A 13,149-nucleotide genomic window follows, 5' to 3' on the forward strand; every position below is an offset into this window, starting at 1 on the left:
GCCGTGAGAACGCCGAAGGGCGGCACCATCCCTCATGGGTGGTGCCGCCCTTCGGCGTGTGCGGGATCCAGCGCGGCTCAGTAGGCGCCGTTGACGTTGTCGATGGTGCCGTAGCGGTCGGCGGCGTAGTTGGCCGCGGCGACGATGTTGGCGATCGGGTGGTACAGGTCGTGGGGGGTGCCCTTGACGTGGTACGCGTTGAACGTCGGCTGGATGACCTGGAGCAGGCCCTTCGACGGCACACCGTTGATCGCGTTGATGTCCCAGTTGTTGATGGCCCGCGGGTCACCGCTCGACTCGCGCATGATGTTGCGGTGCAGACCGTCGTACGAACCCGGGATGCCGTTCTTCTTCATGATGTCGAGCGACTGGCGAATCCAGCCGTCCAGGTTGTTGGCGTAGCCGGCCTTGCGCTCGGCGCCACGGCTGGTGGGCTGCTCGGCGGCGCGCTTCTTGGCGGTGGCCTCGGCAGCTGCCTTCTTCGCCGCGGCGGCGAGCTTCGCCTTTGCCTCGGCCTGAATCTTGGCAGCGGCCTTCGCGGCGGCCTCGACCTGGGTCTCGATGGTCGACTGCTGGTTGGTGACGTGGGCGTGGACCGGGATGGTCTTGGTGCTGCCGGCATCGGCCTGCCAGGCGACGGGCGCGGCCTGAGCGGCGGCCTCGGTCTCCGTGGTGCCGTTGCTGGGAACGAGGGAGAGGGTGATGGCTGCGACACCGGCGGCGGCGATACCGGCGATCGAGGCCCGGTGGACCTTGGTCAGTCGGGTGCAGGACGCGGACATACAGTCGTACCTCTTCGAATAGCGGAAGTCGCATCAGGCCGGGAGGCGGCGCTGCGCTCCAACGGCGGGCGACTTCGGCAATTCTTAGCGGTAGCAAAATGTCCTGGCAAAGGTGTGACGTACGACCCCGGATAGTTGATCCGCGTCCTGACGAAAAGCCTTTCTCGACACTTATGCGCCGCTCACATGGCCTGACGCTATCCACTAAAGAGTTTCGTAAGTGATCTGCGTCCTATGTGCGGGCTCACATCGAGCGCAGGTCGTTCTTACTGATTGTTGCTCCAGCAATGCAATGTGTAGGGATCTCATCTGGGAGTAGGAGATGCACATCCCCGAACTCATGCCATAGGTAGAGACGGCGCAGCGCAGCGGAGTAGGCCCGCCCGAGAGCCACCCGGCCCGCTATGGCCTCCAGCATCAGCAGATGCGATGCCTCAGGCTCATGGAGCCCGGTCAGCAGTCCATCGACGATCCGCGGCCCGCGCTCGGGCGTCACCACCAGCCCGGTCCACCCCGAAGCCGGCCGCACCACCCCGTCCGCCCCGGTCGCCGACTCCATGGCGCGGACCGCGGTCGTCCCGACCGCGATGATCCGGCCGCCACCGGCCCTGGCCGCGTTCACCAGCCACGCGGTCGCCGCCGACACCGCGAAACGCTCCGGATACGGCGGCTCATGCGTCTCCGCCGACGCCACCCCGGTATGCAGCACGATCGGAGCGAACTGCACCCCCCTACTCACCAGTTCCGCCACCAGCGCCTGGGTGAACGGCCTGGCGGCACTCGGCATCTCCGCGGAGCCTGCCCCGTCGGCGGAGGGGAGGGCGAACACCGTCTGATAGGCGGTGAGCGGCTGGTCCCGCTCCGTGTACGCGTACCGGATGGGCCGCCCGTAGCGCCTCAGCAACCCCGGCACCCGCACGGAGACCGAGGCCCACCACAGCCGGTCCGCACCCGGGGTGAGCGGCTCCTCCAGCCTGAGCCGCGCGCCACCGGGCAGCCGCACCAAGGCGCCCGCCGGGCCACCCGGGCGCGGCCCCGTACTCCCGGTGCCATCCGGGCGGCGCAGTTCCACCGCCCATCGCCCGTCATCGCCGCGGGTCGAGAAGTGCACCACGACCCCGTCACCGCCGACCCGCCCGTTGACCGCCGCCGGCAAGGTGGCGGAGGTGTTCACGACCAGCACATCACCGGCCCTCAGCTGACCGGGGAGCTCGCGGAACGCATGATGGGTGACCTGGGAACCCCGTGACACCATGAGCCGCACATCGTCCCGACCGCGGCCGCGGGCCTCGGCGGGCAACCGGGCCGACAGCTCATCGGGCACCCGGAGCCCCTCCAAGCCGACCGCGCCACCCCCGCGCGGTACCTGATCGCCTTCGTCGCACTCCTTCGCCATCACAGGCCTCCATCCCCTCGTGTACTCCGCTGGCCAGGCCAGGGCGCGAGGTGCCGAGCCCAGCCCAAGGCCCCTCACCGAGCCCCTACGGCCCTGAACGCGCTCTGAGGCACTCCACCCAGCCCCGTCCCACGCCGCGAGAGCCTCCGCGCTACCTCCGCGGTGCAGGCCCACCCCTCCTGACAGGCCCCGGCCCGCCGGCCACCCCGCCCCTCCGCTCCGGGCAGGCCAGGAGCGGTCCAGGAACGACCGGGACCCCGCTAGGAACCGCCCAGCAGCGCGGGCGCCCCGTACCTCCCACTCACCGGCCGCTCGTCGAGCAGCCGCAGGAACCCCGGCACCACGGTCTCCGGCGCCGGCCGGTACTCACCGTCCCCGTCCACCGGTACGGCCGCCGTGTAGAGATCGGTGTCCATGTCGCCCGGGTCCACCGCCCACACCCGCAGCTCCGGCTCCTCCACCGCGAGCACCGCCGCCAGCTGGTCCAGGGCCGCCTTCGCGGCCCCATAGCCGCCCCAGGTCTCATACGCTTCCGCCGCCGCGTCCGAACTCAGCGCGATCACCGTCCCCGCCTCGGCCGCCCGCAGCAGCGGCAGCGCCTCCTGTACGAGGCCCAGCACGGCGACCACATTGGTCTCCAGCGCCACCCGCAACCCCTCCAGAGGGAGCGCGTCCAATCGCACCAGCGGCTCAGCGCCCAGCGCGCTGGCGTTGTTCACCAGCAGATCGAGCCCGCCCAGCTCCCCGGCGGCGGCCACCAGCTCCGCCCGATGCCCCGCGTCATTGACATCGCCCGTCACCGCCACCACCCGGGTCCCATGGACTCGTGCGTGCTCGGCGCTCCGGGCCAGCACATCGGATGTCCTGGCTCCCAGCACCAGATCCCAGCCCCGCTGGGCGAGAGCCTCCGCGAGCGCCCGCCCCAGCCCCTTCGAAGCACCCGTGATCACAGCAACCGGCATGGCATCCATCCCCTTCCGCACCCGGCGCCACTTTTTTGTCCGGCGCCGACGCACCCACCGTAGGAATGCCGCCCGGTGAGCCGCTTCGTCCGGGGGACCCCACCACCAAGGCACTTCGACCTAGGCCCACAGTCCTAAGCGGTAGCCGCCCACGGGCCGATACATACGGTCACCACGCGCCGGTACGGTTGAGTTCATGAGTCATCAACCCCGCTCCGGTCTCGCCGCAGTGAGTACCGCGCTCCTTGCCATGAGCAGGCATCTGGAGGTGCGGGATGTGTTGAAGACGATCGTCGCGTCGGCCCGCGAACTACTGGACGCGCAGTACGCCGCGCTGGGCGTCCCCGACGATCACGGAGGCTTCGCCCAGTTCGTGGTCGACGGGATCAGCGACGCCCAGTGGAAGGCCATCGGCCCCCTGCCACGCCAGCACGGCATCCTCGCCGCGATGCTCCGGGATGCCAAGGCCGAGCGTCTCGCCGATGTCCGCAAGGACCCCCGGTTCGAGGGCTGGCCCTCCGCCCACCCCGAAATGTCGGACTTCCTGGGCGTGCCCATCAAGGACGGCGAAGAGATCATCGGAGCCCTCTTCCTCGCGAACAAGCGCTGCGCCAAACCGCAGGGTGACTGCGGCTTCACCGAAGAGGACGAGGAACTCCTCTCGATCCTCGCCCAGCACGCGGCCATCGCCCTCACCAACGCCCGGCTCTACGAGCGCAGCCGGGAACTCACCATCGCCGAAGAGCGATCCCGTCTCGCCCATGAGCTGCACGACGCGGTCAGCCAGAAGCTGTTCTCGCTACGGCTGACGGCCCAGGCTGCGGCCGCCCTGGTCGACCGCGACCCGGCCCGCGCCAAGGGGGAGCTCCAACAGGTCGCCGCGCTCGCCGCGGAAGCGGCGGACGAGTTGCGCGCCGCCGTCGTCGAGCTGCGTCCGGCAGCCCTGGACGAGGACGGTCTGATCCATACGCTGCGCAACCAGATACACGTCCTGGACCGGGCCCACGCCGCCACCGTCACCTTTGACACCTGCGGGATCAAGGCACTGCCCGCGGCCCAGGAGGAGGCCCTGCTCCGGGTCGCCCAGGAAGCCCTGCACAACGCCCTGCGCCACTCCGGAGCGGCCAAGGTCGATGTGGTCCTCGCCCGCCGCGGCCAGGGCGCGGTCCTCAGCATCACCGACAGCGGCAAGGGTTTTGAGCCCCGCGCGGTCCGTCGCGCCGGCCGCCATCTGGGACTGGTCTCGATGCGCGACCGGGCGAGCGGGGTCGGCGGAAGGCTGCGCGTGGAGTCCGCGCCCGGCAAGGGCACGACGATTGAGATGGAGGTCCCCGGTGGGTGACAAGACGGTTCGGGTCCTGCTGGTCGACGACCACCAGGTGGTACGCCGCGGTCTGCGCACCTTCCTGGAGGTCCAGGACGACATCGAGGTGGTCGGCGAGGCCGGGGACGGCGCGGAGGGGGTCGCCCGAGCCCAGGAACTCATGCCCGATGTGATCCTGATGGATGTGAAGATGCCCGGCACCGACGGCATCGAGGCCCTACGCAAGCTCCGGGAGCTGGCCAACCCCGCCAAGGTGCTGATCGTCACCAGCTTCACCGAGCAGCGCACGGTGGTTCCCGCGCTGCGCGCCGGCGCCTCCGGTTATGTGTACAAGGACGTGGACCCCGAGGCGCTGGCCGGCGCCATCCGCTCGGTCCACGCCGGACATGTGCTCCTCCAACCGGAGGTCGCGGTCGCACTCCTCTCCCAGGACGAGCCCGGCACCGGCTCGGGACGCAGCACTTCGCTGACCGAGCGGGAGCGCGAGGTCCTCTGCCTGATCGCGGACGGCCGCTCCAACCGGGAGATCGCCCGAGCTCTGGTCCTCTCCGAGAAGACCGTCAAGACCCATGTGTCGAACATCCTGATGAAGCTCGATCTGGCGGACCGGACCCAGGCCGCCCTCTGGGCCGTGCGCAACGGACTGACGGACTGACGGACTGACGGGTGGACGGGTGGACGGGTGGACGGGTGATCCGACGATCCGGCGATCCAGCGGAAGGTTCCGTTCCGGTCTGAGATTCATACTGTCGGGTGTATGTCACCCAGACGGCGCATCCTCCGCGCCCCTCGGCCGTTCTTCAGGGGGAGCTGCGGCGGTCGGCCGCAGCGAACGCCAGGAGGATTTCGAAGTGAAGAACCTGAAGAAGGCCGCTGCCCTCACCATGATCACCGGCAGCATCATCGCCGCGGGTGCGGGTGTGGCCTCTGCCACGGGCGCGCACGCCGGCGGTCACGCGGTGGGCTCCCCGGGCGTCGCCTCCGGCAACGTGGTCCAGGTCCCCGTCCACGTCCCGGTCAACGCCGTGGGCAACACCGTGAACGTCATCGGTCTTCTGAACCCGGCGTTCGGCAACCTCGGCATCAACGGCTGACGCGCCCCACACTGCCCGGGCACCGGACGACTCCTCCCCAAGAGCCAAGCGTCCGGTGCCCGGGCACCGTCATGCCCGGGCCTGCGCACCCGCAGTCGATGAGCCACCCCCGGCGCTCATGGCACCCCTTTAGGACACCTCCCGCCCCAGCTCCTCCACATAGGCGTTGTACGCCGCCACCTGCGCCCGCCGCGCGACGCGTTCCACCTGCCGCAGGGCTTCCCTTCGCGCACTCATCTGTGACGCGCTCACCGCGCCACCGGGTCCATGCCCGGGGCCGTCAAGAGCCACCGCGATCAGCAGCCCCACCCGCTGGGCGAGTTCCAACACCCTTACCGCCCGCGGTGGGTACCCCGGAGCCAGCGCCTCCCGCCCCCGTTCGGCCCGTGACCGGTAGGCATCCACCGTGGCCTCGGCCAACGGTCCCGAAGCCGCCACATCGAGCCGTGTCAGCGCTTCCGTGGCATCCCGAAGCGCCTCCGCCAGCTCCCGCTCCGCCTCTCCGAGCGAGGGCACATCCGCCGGCGGGGCGTCCCGTACCGGCAGGCAGTGCCACACCACCTCGGTATGGAGATCGGCCGGATCCCCCGGATGCCCTGCCTCCCGCACCTCGGGCACCAGCCCGAACGGAGCCCCGTAGCCGACGACGGCCTCCTCCGCCTCCAGCGCACGAGTATTGAAATCGGGCGGGCCGCTGAGACCCAGAGGATGACCCGGCACGGGTAGCGCAAGCCGCCACCCGGTCACCCCGAGCACCCGCAACCGCCCCAGTGCCAGCGTGAGCCCGACCGGCTCCACCTCGCCCGGCAGTCCCTCGACCCGATGTACGGCGTCGTCGCCGACGATGGCCAGCGCCGCCTCGTCGGGTGACACCAGTTGGCCCAGCAGAGCGTTTCCCCATGCGGCCAACCGTCCTGAACGTGGTTCCGAAAGCATGGCCCCAGCCTAAGGATCGGACCAGGGGACGGTGCCACTCAGCCGGTGGCGTAGGTTTTCCCATAGGGCTGTGCCCACAGGCACACAACGCCTCCACACAACCTCAAGACGATTGCATGGGGAGACAACGCGCTCATGAGCGATGTACTGGAGCTGGTGGACGTATCCGTGGTCCGCGACGGACGCGCTCTGGTGGATGACGTCTCCTGGTCGGTCAAGGAAGGAGAGCGCTGGATCATCCTCGGCCCCAACGGCGCCGGGAAGACCACGCTGCTCAACCTCGCGTCCAGCTATCTCTTCCCGACCGGCGGCGATGTCACCATCCTCGGCGCGCGCCTGGGCCGGATCGATGTCTTCGACCTCCGCCCCCGCATCGGCATGGCCGGTATCGCGATGGCCGAGAAGCTGTCCAAGCGGCAGACCGTCCTGGAGACGGTTCTCACCGCCGCGTACGGGATGACCGCCAGCTGGCACGAGAACTACGAGCAGGTGGACGAGGACCGCGCCCGAGCCTTCCTCGACCGACTCGGGATGACCGAGTACCTGAATCGCCGATTCGGCACCCTCTCCGAGGGCGAACGCAAGCGCACCCTGATCGCCCGAGCGATGATGACCGACCCCGAGCTGCTGCTTCTCGACGAGCCCGCGGCCGGGCTGGACCTCGGTGGCCGCGAAGACCTCGTGCGTCGCCTCGGCCGCCTCGCCCGTGACCCGATCGCACCCTCCATGATCATGGTCACCCACCATGTCGAGGAGATCCCCCCGGGCTTCACCCACGTCCTGATGATCAGGCAGGGCAAGGTGCTTGCAGCCGGCCCGGTGGAGACCGAACTGACCTCTCGCAACCTCTCCCTCTGCTTCGGCCTCCCGCTCGTCGTCGAGCGCAACGGGGCACGCTGGACCGCGCAGGGCCTTCCGCTTCGTTAAGACCTCAGCCGGCCTACCGCAGACAACCTAGAAGGTCCCATACGGCTACAGACACCTCAGACCTTCCGCTAAGCCTTGGATATCACCAGTAGTTGTCACCAGCCCCATCAGACCCACAGTGGGAGCTGGCACTCCACTTCCCGCGCGCCTTGACCCGCCCTTGCCCCCTGTCGTGACCCCGACGGGCGGATCTACCATGGCGATGTGGAAATCGACGCGTGGGTGTGGTGGTTGATCGTCGCGGTCGGATTGGGGATTCCGCTCGTCCTGACGGCGATGCCCGAGTTCGGCATGTTCTCCGCAGGAGCCGTCGCAGGCGCCATCGTCGCGGCACTGGGCGGCGGAGTGGTCGCCCAGGTGCTGGTGTTCGTCGCCGTCTCCGTGGCCCTCATCGCCGTCGTACGGCCGATCGCAAGCCGCCAGCGCGCCGGACGTCCACAATTCGCCAGTGGAATAGACGCCCTGAAAGGCCGTCAAGCCGTCGTACTCGAACGAGTCGACGCCAGTGGTGGCCGCATCAAACTCGCCGGGGAGATCTGGTCCGCCCGTGCGCTGGACGCGGAAGCGACGTTCGAAGTCGGCCAACAGGTCGACGTGGCGGAGATCGACGGAGCCACCGCGATCGTCATGTGACGCCGGGAGAGCGACTGTTGGGCACCAGTCGAAACGCACTGAAGTGAGACAACAGACCAGAACGCTCCCCATACAAGCCCATGGTCTGGGAAACTCGATCATCAGAATCCACAGAATCATCCGGCAGCCAAGGACACGGGGAACTCGATGCAACCGATCATCATCGTCCTGATCATTCTGGTGGTGTTGGTCTTCATCGCCCTGATCAAGACGATCCAGGTCATCCCGCAAGCCAGCGCCGCCATCGTCGAGCGGTTCGGGCGCTACACCCGCACCCTGAACGCGGGATTGAACATCGTCGTCCCGTTCATCGACTCCATCCGCAACCGCATCGACCTCCGCGAGCAGGTCGTGCCCTTCCCGCCCCAGCCGGTGATCACCCAGGACAACCTGGTCGTCAACATCGACACCGTCATCTACTACCAGGTGACCGATGCACGGGCAGCGACCTATGAGGTCGCCAGCTATATCCAGGCCATCGAGCAGCTCACCGTCACCACCCTCCGCAACATCATCGGCGGCATGGACCTGGAGCGCACCCTCACATCCCGCGAGGAGATCAACGCCGCCCTGCGCGGAGTCCTCGACGAGGCCACCGGCAAGTGGGGCATCCGCGTCAACCGAGTCGAGCTCAAGGCCATTGAGCCGCCCACCTCCATCCAGGACTCGATGGAGAAGCAGATGCGCGCCGACCGTGACAAGCGCGCCGCGATCCTCACCGCGGAGGGCATCCGCCAGTCCCAGATCCTCACCGCCGAGGGCGAGAAGCAGTCGGCGATCCTGCGCGCCGAGGGCGAGGCGAAGGCAGCCGCCCTACGCGCCGAGGGTGAGGCCCAGGCCATCCGTACGGTCTTCGAATCCATCCACGCCGGCGACCCCGACCAGAAGCTGCTCTCCTACCAGTACCTCCAGATGCTCCCGAAGATCGCCGAAGGCGACGCCAACAAGCTCTGGATCGTGCCCAGCGAAATCGGCGACGCCCTGAAGGGGCTGTCCGGAGCCTTCGGCAACTTCGGTGGTGGCGGGATGCCCGGCTTCAACACCGGCGGCAACGGTGGCGGAAACGGCGGGCACGGCGGCGGAAACAGCGGCGGCAACGCGGTCGAGCGTCGGGAAGAGCCCCCCGTCACCTGATCCATTCGCGGGTCGGGCATGATCGGTGCATTCAGCACCGATCATCGAGGGGCACAGCGTGACGATCTGGGAGATGCTTGCCGTCTTCGCCGCGGGTATCAGCGCTGGCACCATCAACACCATCGTCGGCTCGGGAACACTGATCACCTTCCCCGTGCTCCTCGCGACCGGCCTCTCGCCGGTCACCGCGACCGTCTCCAACGCTCTGGGACTCGTCTCCGGCGCGATCAGCGGGGTCATCGGCTATCGCGCCGAACTCGTCGGCCAGCGCCGTCGAGTCATTCGACTGAGCATCGTCGCCGCCATCGGCGGCATCAGCGGTGCCATTCTGCTGCTGACCCTGCCGGAGACGGCCTTTGAGACGATCGTCCCGATACTCGTCGCCCTCGCCCTGGTCCTGGTCGTCCTCCAACCTCGTATCTCGCGAGCCGTCCAGCGCCGCCGCGCCGCCAAGGGCACCACCGACACCCACCCCGACGGCGGCCCGCTCCTCCTGATCGGCCTGCTCTTCGCCAGCGTCTACGGCGGGTACTTCACCGCAGCGCAGGGAATCCTCTACGTCGCCCTGATGGGCATGCTGCTCCATGACACCCTGCAACGGATCAACGCCGTCAAGAACGTCCTCGCCGCGGTCGTCAACAGCATTGCGGCACTCTTCTTCGTCTTTGTCGCAGACATCGACTGGACCGCTGTCGTACTGATCGCCATCGGCTCAGCCATCGGCGGCCAGGTCGGAGCCAAGGTCGGCCGCAAGCTCTCGCCCACCGCGCTCCGCGCCATCATCGTGGCCGTCGGCATGGTCGCGATCGTCCAACTCCTGCTACGCCGCTACGGCTGACACCGTTGAGCCCGCCCTCTCCCGAAAGGCTGAGGACGGGCTCGGAAGAACTGGTCTACGCCGCTGGCCGTGCTGCCAGCCAGCTCGGCAACTCCGAGCGCTCACCCACTTTGAGCCCCAGCAGCATGGCATCGGCCGGCGACGGCACGAAGGGCTCCCGCAGTAGCGGCATCCCCGCCTGCTCCGGCGTACGGGCGGCCTTGCGGTGGTTGTCCTCAGCGCACGAGGCCACCGTGTTCAGCCAGCTGTCCGACCCACCGTGCGAGCGCGGCAGTACATGGTCGACTGTGGTGGCGCGCTTGCCGCAGTACGCGCACCGGTACTGGTCCCGGACCAGGACTCCCCGCCTCGACCACGGTGCCTGTCTTCGGAAGGGCACCCTGACATATCTGCACAGCCTGATCACCCGGGGTACCGGAAGTTCAACCGTGGCAGCACGCAAACGGAGTCCTGGGTGGGCCTGCTCGACGACGGCCTTGTCCTGGAGGACCAGCACCACCGCACGGTTCAACGTCACCGTCGACAGCGGCTCGAAGCTCGCATTCAGTACCAGCGTGTCCCGCATCACGCCCACCTCCGTATCCCGGCCCCACCCGTGATCGGGCTCTGGGCTCGGATCAACTCTGGCTGGGCGCGCCGAGATGGACAACGCAATATCTGCGCCTCCCAGGGGACCACCCCCGGGCCCCGGTAATAAAAGTGCCCTGCTCTGATCTCTCCAAGACCAGAGCAGGGCAAACAACAGACGAACGGTCAGTGCGCCAAGGGTCCTTCGTACTCACCGATCACCGATGCGCGAGCGAGCGTGTGAAAGCGAAGATTGAACCCCACGACCGCGGGCGACGCGTCCGCGTCAGGACCGAGTTTCTCGCTGTCCACCGCATACACGGTGAAGACATAGCGATGATTCTCTCCGGCCGGGGGAGCGGCGCCACCGAAGTCCTTCGACCCGTAGTCGTTTCGGGCATGTACGGCACCATCGGGAAGCCCGGCGAAGGGCCCGCTGCCCGCGCCGGCGGGGAGCTCGGTGACGGACGCGGGAAGGTCGAAGAGCACCCAGTGCCAGAACCCACTGCCCGTGGGGGCGTCCGGATCAAAGCACGTCACGGCAAAGCTCTTGGTCTCTGCGGGAAACCCTTCCCAACGAAGCTGGGGCGAGATGTTGCCCTCGGCATGGACCTGAGCGTCCTTCAGTACCGATCCCGGTGCGATGTCGTCGCTCACCACGGTGAATGACGGCACCTGCGGATGGAAATCGTGCGGAAGGGGCGCCTTCGTCGACTCGGTCACGTCTGTACCTCCGGTTCGGCTGCTGCTGACTGCTGACTACCGCACCGGGAGCCTAGAACCAGTTCCGACGGCCACCGACGTCGGCGAGCCACTGGTTGATGTACGCGCCCCAGTCAGTGGACTGGAAGTCATGGTGGCCGACCGTGAACGCCTTGTACGAGTCGCTGCCCTCGCTGAAGAGACCCGGCTTCTTGTCCATCTCCAGGATGACGTCCATTTCGCGCGCGTCGGCGATGAAGGTCAGCTCCACCTGGTTCAGCCCGCGGTACTGGCTCGGCGGGAGGAACTCGATCTCCTGGTAGAACGGCAGCTGCTGGCGCGTCCCACGGATGTGCCCGCGCTCCATGTCCGCACTCTTGAAGCGGAAGCCGATCTGTAGGAAGGAGTCGAGGATGGCCTGCTGCGCCGGCAGCGGGTGCACATTGATCGGATCCAGATCACCGGAGTCCACGGCCCGTGCGATCTCCAGCTCGGTCGTGACACCGATGTTCATTCCGCGCAGCTGCTGCCCGGCGATGCTGGTGACCGGGGTCTCCCAGGGGATCTCCAGCCCGAACGGCACCACGTGCACCGCCCCGGCCTTCACCTCGAACTCGCCACCGAGCCGCTGCTTGATGAACTCGATGTCCTGCTTGAACTCCCCGTCGCCGTTCTCCACCTCGACGCGCGCCTGGAGGCCCACGGAGAGCGCCTCGATCTTCTGATCGACCGAGCCGCCCTCAATGCGCACCTCGCCCTGGACCACGCCGCCCGGGACGACGTTCTCCTCGGTGAGCACCGTCTCCACGGAGGCCCCACCGGCCCCCAGGCTTGCCAGCAGCTTCTTGAAACCCATGTCCACTCCTTCTCGGCGTTCTGTTCATGCTCAGTCTCGCGCGGTCTTGACCCCTACTTACGCGCTTCAAGGGCCACCGGTTCCCCGGGTACCCTCGGACGCCATGATCGAGACCTCCGACCGTACGCCTTTGCCACGGAAGTTCTTCGACCGCCCTGTTCTTGAGGTGGCGCCGCAACTCCTCGGCTGCACCCTGGTACGCCATACGGCCGACGGTCCCATCGAACTGCGGATCACCGAGGTCGAGGCGTACGCGGGGGAGATCGACCCGGGCTCCCACGCGTACCGCGGCCGTACCGCCCGCAACGAGGTGATGTTCGGCCCTCCCGGCCATGCGTATGTCTACTTCACCTACGGAATGTGGCACTGCCTCAACGCTGTGTGCGGACCGGAGGACCAGGCGAGCGGGGTCCTCCTGCGAGCAGGTCAGATCCAAGTGGGCGCTGACCTAGCCCGTAAACGTCGATTCTCGGCCCGTCATGACAAGGAACTAGCCAAAGGGCCGGCCCGACTGGCTACCGCCCTCGATGTGGACCGTGCCCTGAACGGCACTGACCTCTGCGCGGACGGCATGGCCCCACTCGCTCTACTGCCCGGGCCCGCCCCGGACCCTGAACTGGTACGCAACGGCCCCAGGACGGGTGTCGGCGGAGGTGGAGCCCATCAGCCCTGGCGCTACTGGATCGATGGGGACCCTACGGTCAGCCCCTATCGCCCACACGCCCCACGACGTCGGGCAACTTGACTCCACCCGCCGAGACGCCTAACGTAGCCCGAGCCGCTTGAGACGGGCCCTGCTGTTCAGCACCCCGTAAGCGGCCATCCACTACTCTTCACTGAAGCCCAAATCGGGTTCAATTTCGGCGTGCCGAAATTCAATCTCGATGAACTCGATTATGAGTTGCACTGGGAATCAGCTAACGTAGTGAACACGCCGAAAGGCAAAAGCCCTTCCAATCGGGTGTTGGATTGAATTCGAAGTCCGGAAACGGAATGAG

At 67.7% G+C, this 13,149-nt stretch carries 15 protein-coding genes; 8 read left to right on the plus strand and 7 right to left on the minus strand.

Translation table 11 applies throughout. The features are described from left to right. Window positions 1–77 precede the first annotated feature (77 nt). From NBG84_RS25345 to NBG84_RS25355, 3 genes are all read right to left on the minus strand, one after another. Window positions 78–782: a transglycosylase SLT domain-containing protein gene (locus tag NBG84_RS25345; protein ID WP_250921899.1), complete on the minus strand. Its 705-nt coding sequence runs from the start codon at window positions 780–782 to the stop codon at window positions 78–80. 244 nt (window positions 783–1,026) lie between these two features. Then, window positions 1,027–2,178, minus strand: coding sequence for an S-adenosylmethionine:tRNA ribosyltransferase-isomerase (locus NBG84_RS25350; RefSeq protein WP_250921900.1), 1,152 nt, complete (start codon window positions 2,176–2,178; stop codon window positions 1,027–1,029). A gap of 260 nt (window positions 2,179–2,438) precedes the next feature. Beyond that, on the minus strand, window positions 2,439–3,140 hold the full coding sequence (locus tag NBG84_RS25355; RefSeq protein WP_250921901.1) for an SDR family NAD(P)-dependent oxidoreductase: 702 nt from the start codon (window positions 3,138–3,140) through the stop codon (window positions 2,439–2,441). Between the two features lie 196 nt (window positions 3,141–3,336). Here NBG84_RS25355 and NBG84_RS25360 point away from each other — a divergent pair, with 196 nt between their 5' ends. The 3 genes from NBG84_RS25360 to NBG84_RS25370 all read left to right on the plus strand — a co-directional run bounded on the left by NBG84_RS25360 (window position 3,337) and on the right by NBG84_RS25370 (window position 5,558). Then, complete coding sequence (locus NBG84_RS25360) at window positions 3,337–4,482, plus strand: GAF domain-containing sensor histidine kinase (protein WP_250921902.1); 1,146 nt, start codon at window positions 3,337–3,339, stop codon at window positions 4,480–4,482. Beyond that, window positions 4,475–5,119 (plus strand): response regulator, encoded by a 645-nt coding sequence (locus NBG84_RS25365; protein ID WP_250921903.1) that lies wholly within the window; start codon window positions 4,475–4,477, stop codon window positions 5,117–5,119. Before NBG84_RS25360 ends, NBG84_RS25365 begins: the two co-directional genes overlap by 8 nt. Before the next feature lie 196 nt (window positions 5,120–5,315). Further along, window positions 5,316–5,558 (plus strand): chaplin, encoded by a 243-nt coding sequence (locus NBG84_RS25370; protein WP_250921904.1) that lies wholly within the window; start codon window positions 5,316–5,318, stop codon window positions 5,556–5,558. Window positions 5,559–5,687: 129 nt separating this feature from the next. Here the strand turns inward: NBG84_RS25370 and NBG84_RS25375 are convergent, their stop codons facing one another. Further along, entirely contained in the window at window positions 5,688–6,494 is an 807-nt protein-coding gene (locus tag NBG84_RS25375) for a hypothetical protein (RefSeq protein WP_250921905.1), read from the minus strand. A gap of 135 nt (window positions 6,495–6,629) precedes the next feature. Between NBG84_RS25375 and NBG84_RS25380 the strand changes: the two genes are divergently transcribed. From NBG84_RS25380 to NBG84_RS25395, 4 genes are all read left to right on the plus strand, one after another. Then, a complete protein-coding gene (locus NBG84_RS25380) occupies window positions 6,630–7,421 on the plus strand; it encodes an ABC transporter ATP-binding protein (RefSeq protein WP_250921906.1) in 792 nt (263 codons plus the stop codon). 204 nt (window positions 7,422–7,625) lie between these two features. Next, a complete protein-coding gene (locus NBG84_RS25385) occupies window positions 7,626–8,054 on the plus strand; it encodes an NfeD family protein (RefSeq protein ID WP_250921907.1) in 429 nt (142 codons plus the stop codon). A 147-nt stretch (window positions 8,055–8,201) separates the two neighbouring features. Next, window positions 8,202–9,188, plus strand: coding sequence for an SPFH domain-containing protein (locus NBG84_RS25390; protein ID WP_250921908.1), 987 nt, complete (start codon window positions 8,202–8,204; stop codon window positions 9,186–9,188). A gap of 58 nt (window positions 9,189–9,246) precedes the next feature. After that, window positions 9,247–10,026, plus strand: coding sequence for a sulfite exporter TauE/SafE family protein (locus NBG84_RS25395; RefSeq protein ID WP_250921909.1), 780 nt, complete (start codon window positions 9,247–9,249; stop codon window positions 10,024–10,026). 55 nt (window positions 10,027–10,081) lie between these two features. On the opposite strand, the gene NBG84_RS25400 is transcribed toward NBG84_RS25395, so the two are convergent. From NBG84_RS25400 to NBG84_RS25410, 3 genes are all read right to left on the minus strand, one after another. Then, the gene (locus NBG84_RS25400) at window positions 10,082–10,591 is read right to left on the minus strand and encodes an HNH endonuclease (RefSeq protein ID WP_250921910.1); all 510 of its coding nucleotides are present in this window, start codon (window positions 10,589–10,591) and stop codon (window positions 10,082–10,084) included. 188 nt (window positions 10,592–10,779) lie between these two features. Further along, on the minus strand, window positions 10,780–11,316 hold the full coding sequence (locus tag NBG84_RS25405) for a YbhB/YbcL family Raf kinase inhibitor-like protein (RefSeq protein WP_250921911.1): 537 nt from the start codon (window positions 11,314–11,316) through the stop codon (window positions 10,780–10,782). A gap of 52 nt (window positions 11,317–11,368) precedes the next feature. Further along, a complete protein-coding gene (locus tag NBG84_RS25410) occupies window positions 11,369–12,151 on the minus strand; it encodes a sporulation protein (RefSeq protein WP_250921912.1) in 783 nt (260 codons plus the stop codon). Between the two features lie 103 nt (window positions 12,152–12,254). Here NBG84_RS25410 and NBG84_RS25415 point away from each other — a divergent pair, with 103 nt between their 5' ends. Then, entirely contained in the window at window positions 12,255–12,896 is a 642-nt protein-coding gene (locus NBG84_RS25415; RefSeq protein ID WP_250921913.1) for a DNA-3-methyladenine glycosylase, read from the plus strand. Window positions 12,897–13,149 lie beyond the last annotated feature (253 nt).

It is taken from the genome of Streptomyces albipurpureus, assembly GCF_023701525.1.
GTDB lineage: Bacteria > Actinomycetota > Actinomycetes > Streptomycetales > Streptomycetaceae > Streptomyces > Streptomyces albipurpureus.

Bases quoted from the DNA above. Each gene is read 5' to 3' on its own strand.
- NBG84_RS25345 (WP_250921899.1), bottom strand. From the start codon at position 782: ATGTCCGCGTCCTGCACCCGACTGACCAAGGTCCACCGGGCCTCGATC.
- NBG84_RS25350 (WP_250921900.1), bottom strand. From the start codon at position 2,178: ATGGCGAAGGAGTGCGACGAAGGCGATCAGGTACCGCGCGGGGGTGGC.
- NBG84_RS25355 (WP_250921901.1), bottom strand. From the start codon at position 3,140: ATGCCGGTTGCTGTGATCACGGGTGCTTCGAAGGGGCTGGGGCGGGCG.
- NBG84_RS25360 (WP_250921902.1), top strand. From the start codon at position 3,337: ATGAGTCATCAACCCCGCTCCGGTCTCGCCGCAGTGAGTACCGCGCTC.
- NBG84_RS25375 (WP_250921905.1), bottom strand. From the start codon at position 6,494: ATGCTTTCGGAACCACGTTCAGGACGGTTGGCCGCATGGGGAAACGCT.
- NBG84_RS25380 (WP_250921906.1), top strand. From the start codon at position 6,630: ATGAGCGATGTACTGGAGCTGGTGGACGTATCCGTGGTCCGCGACGGA.
- NBG84_RS25390 (WP_250921908.1), top strand. From the start codon at position 8,202: ATGCAACCGATCATCATCGTCCTGATCATTCTGGTGGTGTTGGTCTTC.
- NBG84_RS25400 (WP_250921910.1), bottom strand. From the start codon at position 10,591: ATGCGGGACACGCTGGTACTGAATGCGAGCTTCGAGCCGCTGTCGACG.
- NBG84_RS25410 (WP_250921912.1), bottom strand. From the start codon at position 12,151: ATGGGTTTCAAGAAGCTGCTGGCAAGCCTGGGGGCCGGTGGGGCCTCC.
- NBG84_RS25415 (WP_250921913.1), top strand. From the start codon at position 12,255: ATGATCGAGACCTCCGACCGTACGCCTTTGCCACGGAAGTTCTTCGAC.